We start from the raw sequence: 19,694 nt of genomic DNA, 5'->3' as shown, positions 1-19,694 counted from the left end.
GAGCGGTGGGACGTGTGCCTGTGGCGGTCAGTTCGAACCGAATTCCCGGTCGATGAAGTCGAAGAGCTCGTCGGCGTCGGCCGACTCCAGGTGGCCGGACACCTCATCAGCTCCTGCCTCGGAGACGGTTGCCGTAGCGGAGGTGCCATCCGTCCGCCGGCCCGGTGCGGCGTCCGCCCTTGCGTCGCCGGTCCCGTCCGGTGCCAGCGCTTCCGTGAGGTACCGCGCGAGACGAGTGGCGTCGGGATGGTCGAAGACCAGGGTTGCGGGCAGGGGCAGACCGGTCTCGGTCCTGAGCCGGTTGCGCAGTTCGACGGCGGTGAGCGAATCGATGCCGAGGTCCAGGAATCCCCGTTCGACGGGGATCGCGGTGGACGATTCGTAACCCAGCACGGTCGCCGCGTGCTCCCGTACCGTCCTCAGCACCAGTTGATCTCGTTCCGCGTCGCCCAGTCCCTCCAGTCGCACGGGCAGCGGCGGGCCCTCCGATTGCCGATGTTCCTCGACCGGGGCCACGGTGCGGCGAAGGGGACCTGACCCGTGTGTGTGATCACGCAGCATCGACTGTCCGGCACCTGCCTCGGCCAGTGCATGAGGGTCGAAGCGAGCGGCCACGAGCAGGCTGTCCGCCGATTGTGCGGCGGTGTCGAAGAGTCGCAGCCCCTCCTCGCTGGACATCGGCAACACACCCATACGAAGCATCCGCGCCAGATCCGCCCGCTCCAGACCCCCCGTCATCACACTCCGCTCCTCCCACAACCCCCACGCCACCGACACACCCGACAACCCACGCGACCGCCGAAACGCCGCCAACCCATCCAAAAACGCATTCCCCGCCGCATAATTCGCCTGCCCCGCAGCCCCCAAAACCCCAGCAGCCGACGAAAACAACACAAACAAACCACCCGAACCCGCCATCACCTCATGCAAATTCCAACCACCCCGCACCTTCGCCGCCAACACACCCCCCAACCGCTCCCCCGACAACCCCTCCACCACCACGTCATCCAACACACCCGCCGCATGCACCACCCCCGACACACCACCCGGCAACCCAGCAACCACACCCCCCAACGCCACCCGATCCGCCACATCACACACCACCACCCGCACCTCACAACCCCACCCCGACAACTCCCCCACCAACCCACCCACATCACCACTACGACTCAACAACACCAACCGCCGCACACCCCACACACCCACCAAATGCCGCGCCACCACACCCCCCAACACACCCGAACCACCCGACACCAACACCCAACCCCCACCACCCGAAACAGAAGAAGGAGAGGAAGAAGCAACAGCAGCAGGAACAGGGGCAGGAACACTCAACACCAACTTCCCCACATGCCCCGCCCGACTCATCAACCCGAACGCCTCACCAGCCCGCCGCACATCCCACACCCGCCTCGGCAACAACTCCAAAACACCCGCCTCGAACAACCCCACCACCTCACGCAACATCTCCCCCAACCGCTCCGGCGCCACCTCCGCCAAATCAAACGCCCGGTACTTCACCCCCTCATAGGCAGCAGCCACCTCAGCCGGATCCCGCACATCCGCCTTGCCCAGCTCCACGAACCGACCCCCCGGACGCACCAACCCCAACGACGCATCCACCAACTCCCCCGCCAGAGAATCCACCACCACATCCACACCCGACCGGAACACCTCCGCGAACCCCGCCGACCGCGACGAAGCAATCCGATCAGCCGACACACCCAACCCCCGCACCACCGACCACTTCGACTCACTCGCCGTCGCACACACCTCAGCACCCAACCACCGCGCCAACTGCACCGCGGCCATCCCCACACCACCCGCAGCCGCATGCACCAACACCGACTCACCCGACCGCACACCCGCCACATCCACCAACGCATAAAACGCCGTCACGAACGCCACCGGCACCGAAGCAGCCTCGACGAACGACCACCCCGACGGAACCCCCACCACCACCCGCTCATCCACCACGACGGAGGACCGGAACGCGTCCTGCCAGACGCCCATGACCCGGTCGCCCACGGCCACGTTCGTCACACCGGAGCCGATCTCCACGACCACACCGGCACCCTCACTGCCCATCAGCGCGTTCTCCGCATCCGGATACATGCCCAGGGGGATCAGGACGTCCCGGAAGTTGAGCCCGACGGCGCGGACCTCGATCCGTACCTCGCGCTCGCCTACAGTGCGGTCTCCGTCGTCCTCAGGCGTCGGACCCCAGACAATCCCTTCCAGCGTGCCGTTCCCGGCGTGCGTGAGTCGGCGCTCCCCGGCCGATTCCTCGCCATGCCCCGAGGCGGAGTCGTCGTGCCGCGAGGTGGAGTCGTCGTGCCCCTGTGCCGGGGCTAGGCCGTGGTCCGGCGTCGGCGATACGTCGCCACGCACCAGTCGAGGGGCGAACACGTCGTCTCCCCGGACCGCGAGCTGAGGTTCACCCACCGTCAGAGCTCGCAGCACCGTCCCGGAGACCGCGGGGGCGTGGTCAAGTACGTCAAGGAGGACGAAACGTCCGGGGTGCTCCGTCTGCGCCGAGCGCACCAGGCCCCATACGGGTGCGCCCGCAAGGTGGTCCATGCGTTCGCCGTCATGGACTTGGATCGCTCCGCCGGTGACGAGGACCAGCCGGGACTCCGTGAACCGCTCGCCGGCCAGCCACTGCTGCACGAGCTGCAACGCGTGCAGGACGGTGCGTTCGGCGGCTGCGGCCGTGTCCTCGGCGCTGTCCGGGAGCGCTACGGTCCGCAGGTCCACGAGGACGTGTCCGGGGGCCGGAAGCGCCCCCTGGGTCAGGTGTTCCTCCAGTGCCGCCAGATCGAGGCACCGACCGTAGACGGGATCCGGTCCGGGCAGCCCGGGGGACGTCTCACCGAGCACCGAGACACCCAGGGGTTCCGCGTGCTGGGCCGACGCCGGTACGAGGGTCCAGGCCACCCGGTACGCCGCGGCGCCGTCCTCGGGCAGCGCGGGCAGACGCGTCTCGTCGAGCGGGCGGGTCAGCAGTCCGTCGGCGGACAGGACCGGCAGCCCCGCGCTGTCCGTGACTTGTACCGAGAAGGCGCCCTCTGCGGTCGGCGTGAGCGTCGCCCGCAGCCGCGTCGCGCCGGTGGCGTGCAGGGTGACGCCGGTCCAGACGAAGGGCAGCCGGCTGATGTGCTCGTCGTCCGTGCAGGCAGGCCAGGCGTGGAGGGCGGCGTCCAGGAGCGCGGGATGAATCCCGAAGCCCTTCGCGTCCCCCTCCGGAAGGGAGGCCTCGGCGAACAGCTCGCCCTCGGGCCCGCGCCACACCTTGGTGAGGCCCTGGAACTGCGGTCCGTACGTGAGGCCTTGCTCGTCCAGTCGCTGATGGAGTCCCGTGATGTCCACGTGTCGCGCGCCGGTGGGCGGCCAGACGTCCGGGCCGGTTCGGGTCCCGTGCCCGGCACCGCTCACCAACGTCGCACGCGCATGCCGGGCCCAGTCCGCGTCCTGGGACGAGGAGCCCTGGAGGCGGGCATGGACATCCACCGCACGGCTGCCGTCCGCCGCCGCCCCGGCCACCAGCACCTGCACCTGGACCGGCCCGGTCGCCTCCAGCAGCAGCGGGGTCTCCAGGGTCAGTTCCTCGACCCGGTCGCAGCCGACCGCGTCCCCGGCGCGCAGGACCATGTCCAGCAGCGCCGTGCCGGGCACCAACACGCGGCCACGTACGGCGTGGTCGCGCAGCCAGGGTTGTTCCCGCAGTGACAGGCGTCCGGTGAGCAGCACTCCACCGGTCCCGTGCAGGGATACCGCACTGCCGAGCAGCGCGTGCCCCGTGCTCTCCATGCCGTCCTGGTGCCCCTGCGGACGGCGACGTACGGTGCCGCTGTCGGCCACCCAGTACCGCTTCCGCTGGAAGGCGTACGTGGGGAGCTCGACCCGCCGGACCGGGCGGTCGTCGTACGCGCGGTCCCACCGCACCGGGACGCCGGCCACGAAGGCCTCGGCGAGCGACCGCAGCAGGCGCGTCCGGCCGCCGTCGTCGCGGCGCAGTGTGCCCGTGGCGGTCGCGGCCGGCCCGTGGTCCTCGGCGGTGAGCTGAACGGCGGTGGTGAGCACGGGGTGCGCGCTCGTCTCGACGAACCGGCGGAATCCCGCGTCGAGCAGGGCCCGTACGGTCTCCTCGAAGCGGACGGTGGACCGCAGATTGCGGTACCAGTACGCACCGTCCAGTTCCGTATGGCCGAGCTCGCCCCCGGTCACGGTGGAGAAGAACGGCACCCGCCCCGGGCGTGGCACCACGGCGGCAGCCGCCTTCTCGACCTGGGCACGAATTTTCTCGACCTGAGCGCAGTGTGAGGCGTAGTCGACGGGGATGCGGCGGGCCCGAATGCCGAGGCGCTCGCAGTCCGCCATCAGAGGATCGAGGGCCTCCGTGCTGCCGGAAACCACGGTCGTGGACGGGCTGTTCGCGGCGGCGACCGTCACCATGCCCTCGTAGGGGGCGAGCAGCTGCTCCACCTCCGCGAGCGGCCGTTCCACAGCGACCATGCCGCCGTGGCCGGCGAGTTCGGCGGCGATCGCCCGACTCCGCAGAGCCACCACCCGCGCACCATCCTCCAGACTCAACACACCCGCCACCACCGCAGCAGCGATCTCACCCTGCGAATGACCCACCACCGCAGCCGGCCGCACCCCGAACGACTCCCACACCGCAGCCAACGACACCATCACAGCCCACAACGCAGGCTGCACCACCTCCACCCGACCCAAAACCTCCCCATCACCCAACGCCTCCAACAGGGAAACACCCAGATACGGCTCCAGGACCGCAGCACACTCCCCCAACCGCTCCGCGAACACCGGAACGTCCCCCAACAACTCCAACGCCATACCCACCCACTGCGACCCCTGCCCCGGAAACACGAAGACGACGCGGTCGTCGGAGGCGGTGACGGTGCCACGGACGACGGCGGGCGTGTCCCGACCCTCCGCGAGGTCGGTCAGCGCGCGTGCTGGTCCGGTGCCGTTCACATCGAGGAGGACGGCCCGGTGGCCGAGTACGGAGCGGGTGGTCGCGAGGGCGTGACCGATGTCGTCGGCCCGGGTGGGCCCGGTGACGTCCTCCGCCCATGGCAGCAGACGCCGGGCCTGGTCACGGAGGGCCGCGTCGGACCGCGCCGAAAGGGTCCAGGGCCCGGTCGCGCCGTCAGGACGGAGTCCGGTCGTGCCGTCAGGACGGAGTCCGGTCGTGCCGTCAGGGCGGGGGGTGTCCTCGTGGGTCTCGGTGTCCGGACCCTGTTCCAGGATGACGTGAGCGTTCGTGCCGCTGACTCCGAACGAGGAGACTCCGGCGCGCCGGGGTCGTCCCGTCTCGGGCCAGTCGTGCGGCTCGCTGAGCAGAGCGACGGTGCCGGCCGACCAGTCGAGGTGCGCCGAGGGCTCGTCGGCGTGCAGGGTCCGGGGAAGGACACCGTGCCGCAGGGCGAGAACGCTCTTGATGACGCCCGCCACACCGGCCGCGGCCTGGGTGTGCCCGATGTTCGACTTCACCGACCCCAGCCACAACGGCCGCTCGGGATCACGCCCCTGCCCGTACGTCGACAGCAACGCCCCGGCCTCGATCGGATCACCGAGGACGGTGCCCGTGCCGTGCGCCTCCACCACGTCCACGTCCGAGGCACCCAGCCCCGCATCAGCCAACGCCGCACGGATCACCCGCTGCTGAGCAGGACCACTCGGAGCGGACAGACCGTTCGACGCACCGTCCTGATTGACCGCGCTCCCCCGCACAACCGCGAGCACCCGATGCCCATGACGCCGGGCGTCCGACAGACGTTCGACGACGAGGACGCCGACGCCTTCCGCGAACCCGGCACCGTCCGCCCCCGATCCGAACGCCTTGCTGCGACCGTCGGGGGCGAGGCCGCCCAGCCTGGTGAACTCGGTGAAGATGCCCGGGGTGGACATGACGGTGACGCCGCCGGTGAGTGCGAGGTCGCACTCACCCTGTCGGAGCGAGCGCACGGCCAGATGCAGCGCGACGAGCGAGGACGAACAGGCCGTGTCCACGGTGAGGGCCGGTCCCTCCAGTCCCAGGGTGTAGGCGACACGGCCCGAGAGCACACTGCCGATGTTGCCCGTGGCCACGTATCCGGCGGTCTCCTCGGGGACTTCCTGGCCGGCGGCGAGGTAGTCGCCGCCGTTGGTGCCGGCGAACACGCCGGTCCGGGTCCCGTTCAGGCTGGTGGGGTCGATGCCCGCCTGTTCGATGGCCACCCAGGAGGTCTCGAGGAGCAACCGCTGCTGCGGGTCCATCGCCAGCGCCTCACGCGGCGAGATCCCGAAGAACTCCGCGTCGAAGTCCGCCACCCCGTCGAGGAATCCGCCCTCGTGGGTGCTCGACGTGCCGGTGCCGCCACCGGGGTGGGTCCCGCGGAGTGCGTCGAGGTCCCAGCCCCGGTCGGCGGGGAACGGGGTGATGGCGTCGCCACCGTCGCGGAGCAGATGCCACAGGTCCTGCGGAGAGCGGACGCCTCCGGGGAAGCGGCAGCTCATGCCGACGACGGCGATCCGGTCGTCCTCGTGCGCCGTGGCCGGGACGGATGCGGGTGCGGGTGCGGGTGCCGGAGCAGGGTCGGTGTCTCCGCCGCCGACGAGTTGGTCGCGCAGGTGGGCCGCGAGGGCACGGGCGTTGGGGTGATCGAAGACGATGGTGGAGGCCAGGCGCAGTCCCGTCACGTTGTTCAGCCGGTTGCGCAGCTCGACGGCGGTGACGGAGTCGAAGCCGAGATCCCGGTATGCGGTCGTGGGATCGACGGCGTCCGGGCCTGAGTGGCCGAGGACCTCGGCGGCCTGTTCGCGTACGAGGGCGAGCAGGGCGACCTGTTGTTCGGTCCGGTCGCTCAGGGCGGTGATGCGGGTGGCGAGGCCGTCGGTGCTTGCCACCGGCCGGGGGGCTTCGGCTGTGAGCTGTCGTATCTCCGGAAGGCCGGCGAGGAACGGGCTGGGGCGGGTCGCTGTGTAGGCGATGTGGAACCTGTCCCACTCCACGTCCGCGACCAGGACGGTCGGCTCGGAGTCACCGGCCACCGCGAGGAGGGCAGCGGTGGCCAGGTCGGGGTCCATCACGGGCAGACCGTGGCGGCCGGCACTGGCCTCGATGTCGCCCATGCCGGCCATGCCCCGCTCGTCCCAGATGCTCCAGGCGATCGAGGTGGCGGGAAGCCCCAGGGCGTGCCGTTGCTCGGCGAGGGCGTCCAGGTAGGCGTTGCCGGGGGCGTAGTTGCCCTGCCCGGAGGCGCCCAGGGTGCCGGCCAGGGAGGAGAAGAGCACGAATGCGTCCAGGTCGGTGTCCCGGGTCAGCTCGTGCAGGTGCCAGGCACCGTCGGCCTTGACCCGCAGGACGTCGTCGATCCGGTCGGGGGTGAGTCGTTCGAGGACGGAGTCGTCGAGGACGGCCGCGGTGTGGACGACCGCCGTGAGCGGGCAGCCGGCGGGCATCGTGGCGAGCAGCGCGGCGAGTGCCTCGCGGTCTCCGACGTCGCAGGCGGCAAGGGTGACGCGTACGCCGGTCTCCTCCAGCTCCGCCCGCAGCTCGGCGGCGCCCGGCGCGTCGGGGCCGCGTCGGCTTGCCAGCAGGAGGTGTTCGGCGCCTGTCCGGGCGAGATGACGGGCCACCCTGGCGCCGAGCCCCCCGGTGCCGCCGGTCACCAGGACGGTGCCTCGTGGGCGCCACGCCGGGCGGGCGCCGGGGGCACCGGTGCGGGAGAGGCGGCGGACCAGGGCGCCGGACGGGCGCAGGGCCACCTGGTCCTCGCCGGTGTCGCCGGACAGAACGGCCGCGAGGAGACGGCCCGTGCGCATGTCGGGGCGTGCGGGCAGGTCGATGAGGCCGCCGAACCGCTCGGGGTGTTCCAGGGCCGCGATCCTGCCGAGGCCCCACACCATGTGCTGGGCGGCTGCGTTGTCCCGGGCGGTGCGCAGGTCCTGGGGGCCGACGGTGACGGAGTCGTGGGTCAGGCACCACAGGGGGCCGCGGGTCCCGGCCTCACCGAGGGCCTGGAGCAGTGCGACAGTCGTGGTGAGGCCGGTGCGCGCGACACCGTCCTCCGTCGCGGCGCCGTCGGCGACGGCCAGCAGGGACAGCACGCCGGCGACCGGTCCCTCGGGCAGCAGGCCCACGATGTCGTCGCGTGTGGCGTTCGCGGTCAGGGTGAGCGTGGTGACCTCACCGCCGTGGTCGCGTACGGCTGCGGCGACGGCGTCGGCGCAGTCGGTGGCCGCGACGGAGCCGACGGGCACGGCCAGCAGCCATGTGCCGGTCAGAGCAGGGGAGTCGGGCAGGGCCACGGGGGTCCAGCGCACGTGGTAGAGCCAGGAGTCGACGGCGGCCGTGGCCGTACGGTTGCGGCGCCAGGTCCGCAGGGCCGGCAGCATGCCGTCCAGGGCGTCGACGTCGATGTCGAGGAGTCCGGCCAGGGTTTCGGCGTCGTCGCTCTGCACGGCGTCCCAGAAGCCGGTGTCGTCGGCGGTCTGCGGGGTGTCCTGCGCGGCGGCGGGCCTGCGGAGCGTGTCGGAGTCCCACCAGTAGCGTTCGCGTTGGAAGGCGTAGGTGGGCAGATCGACATGCCCGGTGTCGGTGGCGGGGACAGCCCGCGCCCAGTCCACGGGTACTCCGTGCGCGAAGGCTTCGCCGAACGACGCGAACAGGCGTCGCGCTCCTCCGTCGTCGCGGCGCAGCGTTCCGGTCACCGCGGCTTCGTGGCCGACCGCTTCGAGCGTGTCCTGCACGGCCGTGGTCAGCACCGGGTGGGCGCTGCATTCCACGAACGCTCCGGCATCCGTCGCGGCGAGAGCGCGAACGGCTTCCTCGAAACGCACCGGGCTGCGCAGATTCCGCACCCAGTAGGCGGCGTCCGGCACGTCGTCGCCGAGCCAGTCGGCGGTGACCGTCGAGAAGAACGGCACCTGCGCCCGGCGCGCCCGGATCGGGGCCAGATCGGCGAGGATCCGGTCGGTCAACGCGTCCACCTGCGCCGAATGTGAGGCGTAGTCGACGGGGACGGGGCGGTAGCGCACTCCTTCGCGCTCGCACAGGGTGCCGAGCGCGTCGAGTCCTTCGGGGGTGCCGGAGACGACGGTGGCGGTGGGCCCGTTGACCGCGGCGACGGCCACGGGGGCCGTGATGCCGTCCAGGAGCCGGCGTACGTCCTTCTCGGAGGCCGCTACGGATGCCATGCCGCCGTGGCCGGCGAGTTCGGCGGCGATCGCCCGACTCCGCAGAGCCACCACCCGCGCACCATCCTCCAGACTCAACGCACCCGCCACCACCGCAGCAGCAATCTCACCCTGAGAATGACCCACCACCGCAGCCGGCCGCACCCCGAACGACTCCCACACCGCAGCCAACGACACCATCACAGCCCACAACGCAGGCTGCACCACCTCCACCCGACCCAAAACCTCCCCATCACCCAACGCCTCCAACAAAGCAACATCCAAATACGGCTCCAGAACCGCAGCACACTCCCCCAACCGCTCCGCGAACACCGGAACATCCCCCAACAACTCCAACGCCATACCCACCCACTGCGAACCCTGCCCCGGAAACACGAACACCGTCCGCGCCACCGCACCATCCACCCGCACCACACCCGCACCACCCACACCCCGGGCCAAAGCCCGCACCCCATCGAGCAACTCCTCCCTCGACGCACCCGCCACCACCGCACGATGCCCATGCACCGCACGCCCCGACACAAGGGCGGCGCCGACATCCGTGACGGAGGTGCCGGGCAGGGCCTGGACGCAGGCAGCCAGCCGGCCGGCCTGCGCACGCAGTGCGTGGTGGCTGCGTGCGGAGATCACCCACGGCACGACCCCGGGTTCGGTGCGTCGTCCCGCGGCCGACTCGACCCGGACGGGTGCCTCTTCGAGGATGAGGTGGGCGTTGGTTCCGCTGATCCCGAACGAGGACACACCCGCCCGGCGCACCCGCCCCACCCCGGACCACTCACGCCCCTCGGCCAACAACCGCACCCCACCAGAGGCCCAGTCGACATGCTCCGACGGCCGACCCGCATGCAACGAAGCCGGCAACATTCCATGACGCAACGCCTGCACCATCTTGATGACACCCGCCACACCAGCGGCCGCCTGCGTGTGCCCGATGTTCGACTTCACCGACCCCAACCACAACGGCCGCCCCGCACCACGCCCCCGCCCGTACGTCGACAGCAACGCCTCCGCCTCGATCGGATCACCGAGGACGGTGCCCGTGCCGTGCGCCTCCACCACGTCCACATCCGACGCACCCAGCCCCGCATCAGCCAACGCCGCACGGATCACCCGCTCCTGCGCAGGACCGTTGGGCGCCGTCAGGCCGTTGCTGGCCCCGTCCTGGTTGATGGCACTGCCCCGGACCACGGCCAGCACCTGGTGCCCGTTGCGCCGGGCCTCCGACAGACGCTCCAGGACCAGAACGCCCACACCCTCGGCCATCCCGATGCCGTCGGCATCGGCCGAGAAGGGCTTGCACCGGCCGTCGGCGGCGAGACCCCGCTGTCGCCCGAACTGGACGAAGGGGGCGGGGGTGGCCATGACGGTCACGCCGCCGGCCAGGGCCAGGTCGCACTCGCCCGACCGCAGCGCCCTGCCCGCCAGGTGTATCGCCACCAGCGACGACGAGCACGCCGTGTCCACCGTCACCGCGGGACCCTCGAAACCGAACGTGTACGCCACCCGGCCCGACAGGACGCTGCCCGCGCTGCCGGTCATGAGCAGGCCCTCGACGTGCCCCGGGGTCTGGTCGAGCGACGGGGCGTAGTCGTGGTACACCTGCCCCGCGAAGACGCCGGTGCGGGTGCCGCGCAGGCCGTCCGCGTCGAGTCCCGCCTGTTCGAGGGCTTCCCAGGAGGTTTCGAGGAGCAGCCGCTGCTGCGGGTCCATCGCCAGCGCCTCACGCGGCGAGATCCCGAAGAAGCCCGCGTCGAAGTCGCCTGCTCCGTACAGGAAACCGCCCTCGCGGGTGTAGGAGGTGCCCGTGTGGTCCGGGTCGGGGTGGTAGAGCCCGTCGAGGTCCCAGCCACGGTCATCCGGGAAGCGGCCGATGCCGTCCGCGCCGGTGGCCATGAGCTCCCAGAGCTCCTCGGGACCGGTGACGCCTCCGGGGTAGCGACAGGCCATGCCGATGATCGCGAGGGGTTCGTCCGTGGGCGCGGTCGGCGCGGCGGACTCCTCCTGCCGCTCCGTTCCCACCAGTTGGTCCACCAGGTGGGCGGCCAGTTCGGTGGGGGTGGGGCGGTCGAAGACCAGTCCGACGGGAAGGCGCAGTCCGGTCGCGTTGTTCAGACGGTTTCGCAGTTCGAGTGCGCTGAGCGAGTCGAAGCCGAAGCTCCGGAAGGTGCGCGTGACAGGGATCCGGTCGGCGGTGGCATGGCCGAGGACGGCGGAGGACAGGTCCCGTACGAGTCCGAGTGCCAGGTCGATCCGCTCGTCCGGTGCCAGGGCCGTCAGACGCTCGGTGAACGTCCCGTCAGTACCCGCGGGCCGCGCCGGACGGACGAGTCCACGCAGCAGCGCCGGTATCCCCTCGCTGGGCGCTTGTTCGCGTACGCGGCGCAGGTCCAGTTTGGTGGGCACCACGAGCGGCCCGCCGTCGGCGACCGCGCGGTCGAACAGCGCGAGGGCCTCGTCCTCGGGCAGGGGCGCCACACCGAGCCCGGCCAGTCTCGTACGGTCGGTGGTGTCGAGGCCGGAGGCCATGCCACCGCTGAGGTCGTCCTGTTCCCACAGGCCCCAGACCTGGCTCTGGCCCGGCAGGCCGAGGCCGGCGCGGTGGACGGCGAGTGCATCGAGGAACGCGTTGGCGGCGGCGTAGTTGGCCTGCCCGGGACCGCCGAGGACACCCGAGACCGAGGACATGAGGACGAAGGCGGTCAGCGGCTCGTCGCGGGTGAGTTCGTGCAGGTTCCAGGCGGCGTCCACCTTGGGACGCATGACGGTGGTGAGCTGGCCGGGCGTCAGGGAGGTGACGACTCCGTCGTCCAGGGCGCCCGCCGCGTGAACCACCGCGGTGAGGGTGTGGTCGGCGCGGATGCCCGCGAGCGCGGTCTTCAGGGCATCGTGGTCCGCAGGATCGCAGCCGAGGGTGGTCACCTCACAGCCCGCCCCGGTGAGGTCGGCCGTGAGATCCCCGGTGGCCTCGGCTCCGCGACGGCTGACAAGGACGAGTCGGCGTACGCCGTGCTCATCGACCAGGCGCCGGGCGATCAGGCGGCCGATGTGTCCGGTGGCGCCGGTGAGCAGAACCGTGCTGTCGGGTCCGAAGGGCGTGGGGGTGTCGTCGGCCTGGCCCGTGACCCGGGCGAGCCGAGGGGTATGGGCCCGGCCGGCGCGCAGTGCGACCTGGGGTTCGTCGCACGCGGCCACGGCGGGCAGGAGTCGCAGCGAATCGGCGTCCTGGTCGATGTCGGCCAGGAGGAACCGTCCGGGAGTTTCGGTGTGCGCGGTCCGCAGGAAGCCCCAGACGGTGGCGGCGGCGACACCGGCCGCGGATGCCGTGCCGACAGCGGAAGTCGGGCCGGCCGCTCCCTCGGTGACGGTGAGGAGGCGGGTGCCGGCCAGGCGTTCGTCGAGGAGCAGGGTGCGGGCGGTCTCCAGTGCCCTGCCCGCGTGGACGTAGGCGGTGGTGGCCGTATCGCCGCGCCCGTCGCGCACGGTCCACACGAGGACGTCGGGCGCGCCGGCGCCGGCGTCGAGGGCGCCGCGCAGGCCGTCGAGGTCACGGTAGGTGTCGGGTGCGGCGCCGGCGTTCCGCAGGGCGCCGGGGACCGGTGACGCGTCGTCGTCGGTGAGCACGGCCCAGTGGCCTGTGGTGCGCGCCTCGGCGGGCAGCGGCAGCGGTTCCCACTCCACGGCGAAGAGGGAGCGGCCCGCCGTGCCGTGCTGCCCGGTGAGCTGGGTGGTGTCGGCGGGCCGCAGGGTGAGAGAGCCGATGCCCGCGACGGGTCGCCCCGACGGTTCGGCGAGGTCGATGGCGACGGCGGAGCCGCCGGACGGGGTGATCCTGGCGCGCAGTGTGCGGGCGCCGGCGGTATGTACAGACACCTCGTTGAAGGCGTACGGCAGGCGCAGTCCGCCCTCGGAGCGGCCGGTGGTGACCACGGCGTGCAGGACGGCGTCGAGGAGCGCCGGATGAAGGGCGAAGCCCTCGCCCTCCGGGAACGGGGCCTCGTCGTGCTCGGGCGGGCGCGTCTCCGCGTAGACGGTGCCGTCGGGGGCGTTCCAGAGGCCGGCCAGGCGCTGGAAGGCGGGGCCGTAGACGTATCCGTCGTCGGCCAGTTCGTCGTAGAGGCCGGTGAGGTCGGTCTCGGTGGTGCCGGGTGGCGGCCAGGTCGCGGCCCAGTCGGGGGCGGCGGGGTCCGGTGCGGGGGCCTCCGTGCGGAGGGCCGCTGTCGCGTGGTGGGTCCAGGGCGCGCGGGAGTCCGTGGTGCCCGGACGGTCATCGGATCCGGGGCGGCTGTGCACGGTCGCGGTGGCCCGCCCGGGGCCGTCGGCGGTGACGGTGATCTGGAGATCCGTGGCGTCGCCTGCGGCGGGCAGCGGCAGCGGGGCGTGCAGGGTGAGTTCCTCGATGTGGGGGGTGCCGTACCGTGCGCCCGCTTGGGCCGCCACTTCGAGCAGGGCGGTTCCCGGCAGGAGCGGGAGTGTCCCGACGACGTGGTCGTACAGCCACCGCTGGTTCTGCTCGGTGAGTCGTCCGGTCAGGACGAGCCTCTCGTCGACGGCGGTGCGCACCGCCGCTCCGAGCAGCGGGTGGCGGACCGGGGTGACTCCGGCGGTCGCGACGTCCGGGGAGCCGGTGCCGGTGTCGGGGGCGAGCCAGAAGCGCTCTCGCTGGAAGGCGTACGAGGGCAGGGTGACATGGCGGGCACCGGTGCCGGCGTAGATCTGGGACCAGTCCACGGGAGTGCCGTGGGTGAAGACGGCGCCCAGTGAGGTCAGCAGGCGCCGCAGGCCGCCGTCTCCGAGGAGCAGCGAGCCGACCACGGCCGCGTCCCGGCCGGCTTCCTCCAGTGTGTGCGTCACGTTCCCGGCCAGAACCGGGTGGGCGCTGCATTCCACGAAGGCGTCGAACCCGTCGACGGCCAACTCCCGTACGGCTTCTTCGAAGCGGACCCTGTGACGGAGATTGCGCACCCAGTAGGCGGCGTCCGGCACGTCGTCGCCGAGCCAGTCGGCGGTGACCGTCGAGAAGAACGGCACCTGCGCCCGGCGCGCCCGGATCGGGGCCAGGTCGGCGAGAATCCGGTCGGTCAGCGCGTCCACCTGCGCCGAATGTGAGGCGTAGTCGACGGGAATGCGGCGGGCCCGAATGCCGAGGTGCTCGCAGTCCGCCACCAGGCCGTCGAGCGCTTCGGTGCCGCCGGATACCACGGTGGACGCCGGGCCGTTCACGGCGGCGACCGTCACCTCGCCCTCGTACGTGCACAGCAGCTGCTCCACCTCCGCGAGGGGGCGCTGCACAGCGACCATGCCGCCGTGGCCGGCGAGTTCGGCGGCGATCGCCCGACTCCGCAGAGCCACCACCCGCGCACCGTCCTCCAGACTCAACGCACCCGCCACCACCGCAGCAGCAATCTCACCCTGCGAATGACCCACCACCGCAGCCGGCCGCACACCATACGACTCCCACACCGCAGCCAACGACACCATCACAGCCCACAACGCAGGCTGCACCACCTCCACCCGACCCAAAACCTCCCCATCACCCAACGCCTCCAACAAAGCAACATCCAAATACGGCTCCAGAACCGCAGCACACTCCCCCAACCGCTCCGCGAACACCGGAACGTCCCCCAACAACTCCAACGCCATACCCACCCACTGCGACCCCTGCCCCGGAAACACGAACACCGTCCGCGCCACAGCACCATCCACCCGCACCACACCCGCACCACCCACACCCCGGGCCAAAGCCCGCACCCCATCGAGCAACTCCTCCCTCGACGCACCCGCCACCACCGCACGATGCCCATGCACCGCACGCCCCGACACAAGGGAGAGACCCACGTCCGCGGCGGACACGTCCGGTCGGGCGTCCACGAACGCCGCGAGGCGCTCCGCCTGGTCCCGGAGCGCGTCGGCACCACGGGCCGAGAGAACCCACGGCACGACAGAGGGCATATCGCGACGGCTCACGGGCTCCCCGTCGGCCGAGGCCTCTTCCACGATCACGTGGGCGTTGGTACCGCTGATCCCGAACGAGGACACACCCGCCCGGCGCACCCGCCCCACCCCGGACCACTCACGCCCCTCGGCCAACAACCGCACCCCACCAGAGGCCCAGTCGACATGCTCCGACGGCCGACCCGCTTGCAACGACGCGGGCAACGCCTCATGACGCAACGCCTGCACCATCTTGATGACACCCGCCACACCAGCGGCCGCCTGCGTGTGCCCGATGTTCGACTTCACCGACCCCAACCACAACGGCCGCTCGGGATCACGCCCCTGCCCGTACGTCGACAGCAACGCCCCGGCCTCGATCGGATCACCCAACCGCGTCCCCGTGCCGTGCGCCTCCACCACGTCCACATCCGACGCACCCAGCCCCGCATCAGCCAACGCCGCACGGATCACCCGCTCCTGCGCACGACCGCTGGGGGCGGACAGACCGTTCGACGCACCGTCCTGATTGACCGCGCTCCCCCGCACAACCGCGAGCACCCGATGCCCATGACGCCGGGCGTCCGACAGACGTTCCAGAACCAGGACGCCCACCCCCTCGGACCAAGCCGTTCCGTCGGCGTCGGCCGAGAAGGGCTTGCACCGCCCGTCGGCCGCCAGCCCCCCTTGCCGGCCGAACTCGCGGAACATGCCATCCGTCGCCATGACGGCGACGCCGCCGGCCAGGGCCAGGTCGCACTCGCCCGACCGCAGCGCCCTGCCCGCCAGATGTATCGCCACCAGCGACGACGAGCACGCCGTGTCCACCGTCACCGCGGGACCCTCGAAACCGAACGTGTACGCCACCCGGCCCGAGATCACACTGGGCGTGCTGCCGGTGAGGATCTGGCCTGCGAGGTGTTCCGGTGCCTGGTGGGCGCGGGGTCCGTAGTCGTGGGTGGTGGCGCCGACATAGACGCCGGTGGACGAGTGGCGCAGGCCGTCCGGGTCCATCCCGGCCTGTTCGATGGCCTCCCAGGAGGTCTCGAGGAGCAACCGCTGCTGCGGGTCCATCGCCAGCGCCTCACGCGGCGAAATCCCGAAGAACTCCGCGTCGAAGTCGCCCGCTCCGTCGATGAATCCGCCACCGGGAGCGGTCTCACCCGTATCCGTTCCGTGCGAGACCCAGCCTCGGTCCGTGGGCCAGGTCGTGGCAGCGTGTGCGCCGTCGGCGGCCAGACGCCAGAGATCGTCCGCCGAGGCGACTCCGCCGGGGTAGCGGCAGGCCATGCCGACTACGGCGACGGGGTCGTCGTCGGTGTCCCGCAGGCGCTCGTCCTGCTCGTGCGCCGCACCGGCCGCCTCGTCGTGGTGGAGACGCGTGGCAGGTGTCGTGGAGCCCGGGTGGTCCGGGGTTGTGGCCGTCAGGCGTGGGGACTTCGCGCGTGCGCCCAGTGCGGTGGCGGGTTCCCCGGAGGTGAGGGGATCGTGGGACCCGCCCTGCGGACCGGTCAGGCGGTCGACGGCGGTGCGTGAGACGTCGATGTGCGCGGCCAGAGCCTGGGGCGTGGGATGGTCGAACACCGTGCTCGCCTTCAAGGGCAGTCCCGTGCACACCGCGAGTGTCCTGCCGAGTTCCTCGATCATGACGGAGTCGAAACCGAGATCCTTGAACGTGAGCGCCGGGTCGACCGGGCTCGTGTCCCGCATGACGAGGGCCACCTGCTCGCACACGAAGGTGCGCAGCGCCGCCGTCCGTTTCGGACCGGTGAGCGCGGTGAGCCGGGTGAACTCCTCACGGCCGATGCCCGCGGTGTCCGTGCCGCTGGGCGCCGCGGTGTCGGGTGCCTCCGTGATGACCGGTGCCGACTCGGCGTCGAGCCAGAAGCGACGGCGCTGAAAAGGGTAGGTCGGCAGGTCGACACCGCGGGCGCTGCCCAGCAGAGGGGCCCAGTCGACATCGACGCCCGCCACCCAGAGCTCCGCCAGCGACCTGACCGATACGCGGTTCTCGGCCGCCCGGACCAACGAGATGACAGCGGGCAGGGTCTCGGTGTCCGCGGCCGACGAGATGAGACCGGCGTCCGGGCCGATCTCCACGAAGGCCGACACGTCGCTTTCCCGCATCAGCGCCGCCACGCCGTCGGCGCCCGGAGCCGTCTCACGCGCCTGTCGTACCCAGTGCTCCGGGTCCTGGAGCTGTGCGGGTTCCGCCGTCCCTCCCAGCATTGTCGACGCCACGGGCAGCCGTGGGACGTGAGACCCGGCCGAGTACAGCACCCTGCGGTAGGCCTCCGCCTCGTCGGCCGGCGAGGTCTCGCTCAGCCACCCGCGCGCCAGCACCATCCGAGCCGCGTCCCGCAGCGACCACACACCCGACACATGCGCGGCCGCCAGCTCGCCCACTCCGTGTCCCACCACTTCCGACGGCCGGAGGCCCCACGACGCCAGCAGCCGCCACGAGGCCACCCCGAACGCGAAGGCTCCGGCCTGCGCCCGACCGCCGCACTCCGGCTCCGGCTCCACGCCGGCCTCTCCGATCATGGTCCGACGCAGCCCCGCGCCGAACGCCCCGTCCTCCAGCCCGAGCCGCAGCCTCGCCCCCGTCGGCAGACCGATCGTGTCGGCGACCTCAGCGGCGACCGCGTCGAAGGCTTCGCACACCTCCGCCAACGCCTCGGCGAACACAGGGAAGGCGGACAGGGCCGGGCCCGCGCCTCCTGGCTTCGGGGCCCGGCCCGAGAACACCACTCCCAGCGCGACCGGCATCGCCGGGCCGGACAGCAGGACATCGGGCCCGGGGGCCCCGTCGGCGAGTCCGCGTACTGCGGTCAGCAGTTCCTCGTGCGAGGGCGCCACGACGGCCGCCCGCCGCTCGAAGCCCTTGCGGGACACTGCGAGGGACCATGCGACATCCGCCGCTGACACTTCCGTGTCGTTGACCGCGCCGCTGCCTGCCAGCCGGGACGCGGCATGACGCAGAGCGGCCTCGCTGCGTCCGGACAACAGCCAGGGCACTTCGGGAAGAGACGTCGGCGGGGCGGCCGGCGCGACCGGGCAGGGGTTCCAGTCGGAGAGGACCACATGACAGTTGGTGCCGCCCATGCCGAAGGAGCTGACGCCGGCCACGAGTTCGCCGTCCTCACCATCGGGCCCTGTGGCGCTGTCGGGCCACGGGCCCAGTCCCCGCTGCACACGAATGTTCAGTTCCTCGAAGGGGATGCGCGGGTTCGGCCTCTCGAAGTTGAGGCTGGCGGGCAGTCGGCGATGCTTGAGGCAGAGGACCACCTTGATGAGACCGGCTATTCCGGCGGCGCCGCTGAGGTGACCGATGTTGGTCTTCACCGAGCCGACGGCCAGGGGCCGGTCGGCCGGGCGGTGACGGCCGAGGGCATCGCCCAGTGCGGCGGCCTCGACGGGGTCCCCGGTGGGCGTGCCGGTGCCGTGCAGTTCGACGTAGCCGACGGCCCCGGGCGCGATGCCGGCGCTCCGGTAGGCGGAGGTGAGGACATCGGACTGGGCCTCGCCGGTCGGGGCCGTCAGGGTCGCTCCGGCGTAGTCGTTGTTGGTCGCGCTGCCGCGGACCAGGCACAGGATGCGGTCGCCGTCGACGAGTGCGGTGTCGAGGCGCTTCAGGATGACGGCGCCACCGCCCTCGCCCGGTACGTAGCCGTCGGCGCGCTCGTCGAAGGTGTGACAACGACCGCTGGCGGACAGCGCACCGAGGCGGGCGGCGAGCAGGACGCTCTGCGGCAGCAGGTGGAGATTGACTCCGCAGGCCAGCGCGGCATCGGATTCGCCCGCACGCAGACTCGCACAGGCGAGATGGAGTGCGACCAGGGAGGAGGACTGCGCGGAGTCGACGGTGATACTCGGTCCACGGGCACCGAGGAAGGCGGCCAGCCGGTTGGCGAGGACACCGCGCTGCACGCCGGTGAACGCGTGCTGCGTGGCGAGCCTCTGGGCGTGAGGGGAGAGAAGTTGGGCGTAGTCGTCGCCGGTGACGCCGACGAATGTGCCGAGCCGGGTGCCGCGGATCCGGTCCGGCGTGATCCGGGCGTCCTCCAGCGCCTCCCAGCCCAACTCGAGGGCGAGCCGCTGCTGGGGGTCCACGAACGGGGCCTCCCGGGGCGAGATCCCGAAGAACGCGGCGTCGAACTCGTCGACGCGCTCCAGATAGGCACCGCCGCGAGGAGTCTGTCCGGCTGCGGCTCCCGTCCAGCGCCCGGGCGGCACCTCGCCGACACCACTCCCGCCCGAGGCCAGCATCCGCCACAGCTCGTCCGGGTTCTCCGCCCCGGCGAAGCGACACGAGACGCCGACGATGGCGAGCGCCGAGTCCGGGCCGTCCGCTGCCCTCATGAGTGCGTCTCCTCAGATCTGCCGGCTTACCCGGATTCTCGATACCCGATATCTCTGCAAGAAGTCACGGATAAACAGAATGAACACCTGCGCACGTTCTCCCGAATTCCGGTTCCGAAAGAATATGAGCGGCACGTCCTGCGATCGACCCACGCTTTCACCCGGCGCATGCGCGACCATCGGCGAACTCCGCCGTT

Annotated in this window: 1 protein-coding gene; it reads right to left on the bottom strand. The window is 71.6% G+C overall.

Translation table 11 applies throughout. The features are described from left to right. Window positions 1–27: 27 nt before the first annotated feature. Entirely contained in the window at window positions 28–19,497 is a 19,470-nt protein-coding gene (locus OG623_RS29305) for a type I polyketide synthase (protein WP_406150553.1), read from the bottom strand. Between the last annotated feature and the right edge of the window lie 197 nt (window positions 19,498–19,694).

Source organism: Streptomyces sp. NBC_01012 (assembly GCF_045162755.1).
Lineage (GTDB): Bacteria > Actinomycetota > Actinomycetes > Streptomycetales > Streptomycetaceae > Streptomyces.
The sequence above is the reverse complement of the archived record's forward strand: the minus strand, read 5'-3'. Positions and strand labels throughout refer to the sequence as shown.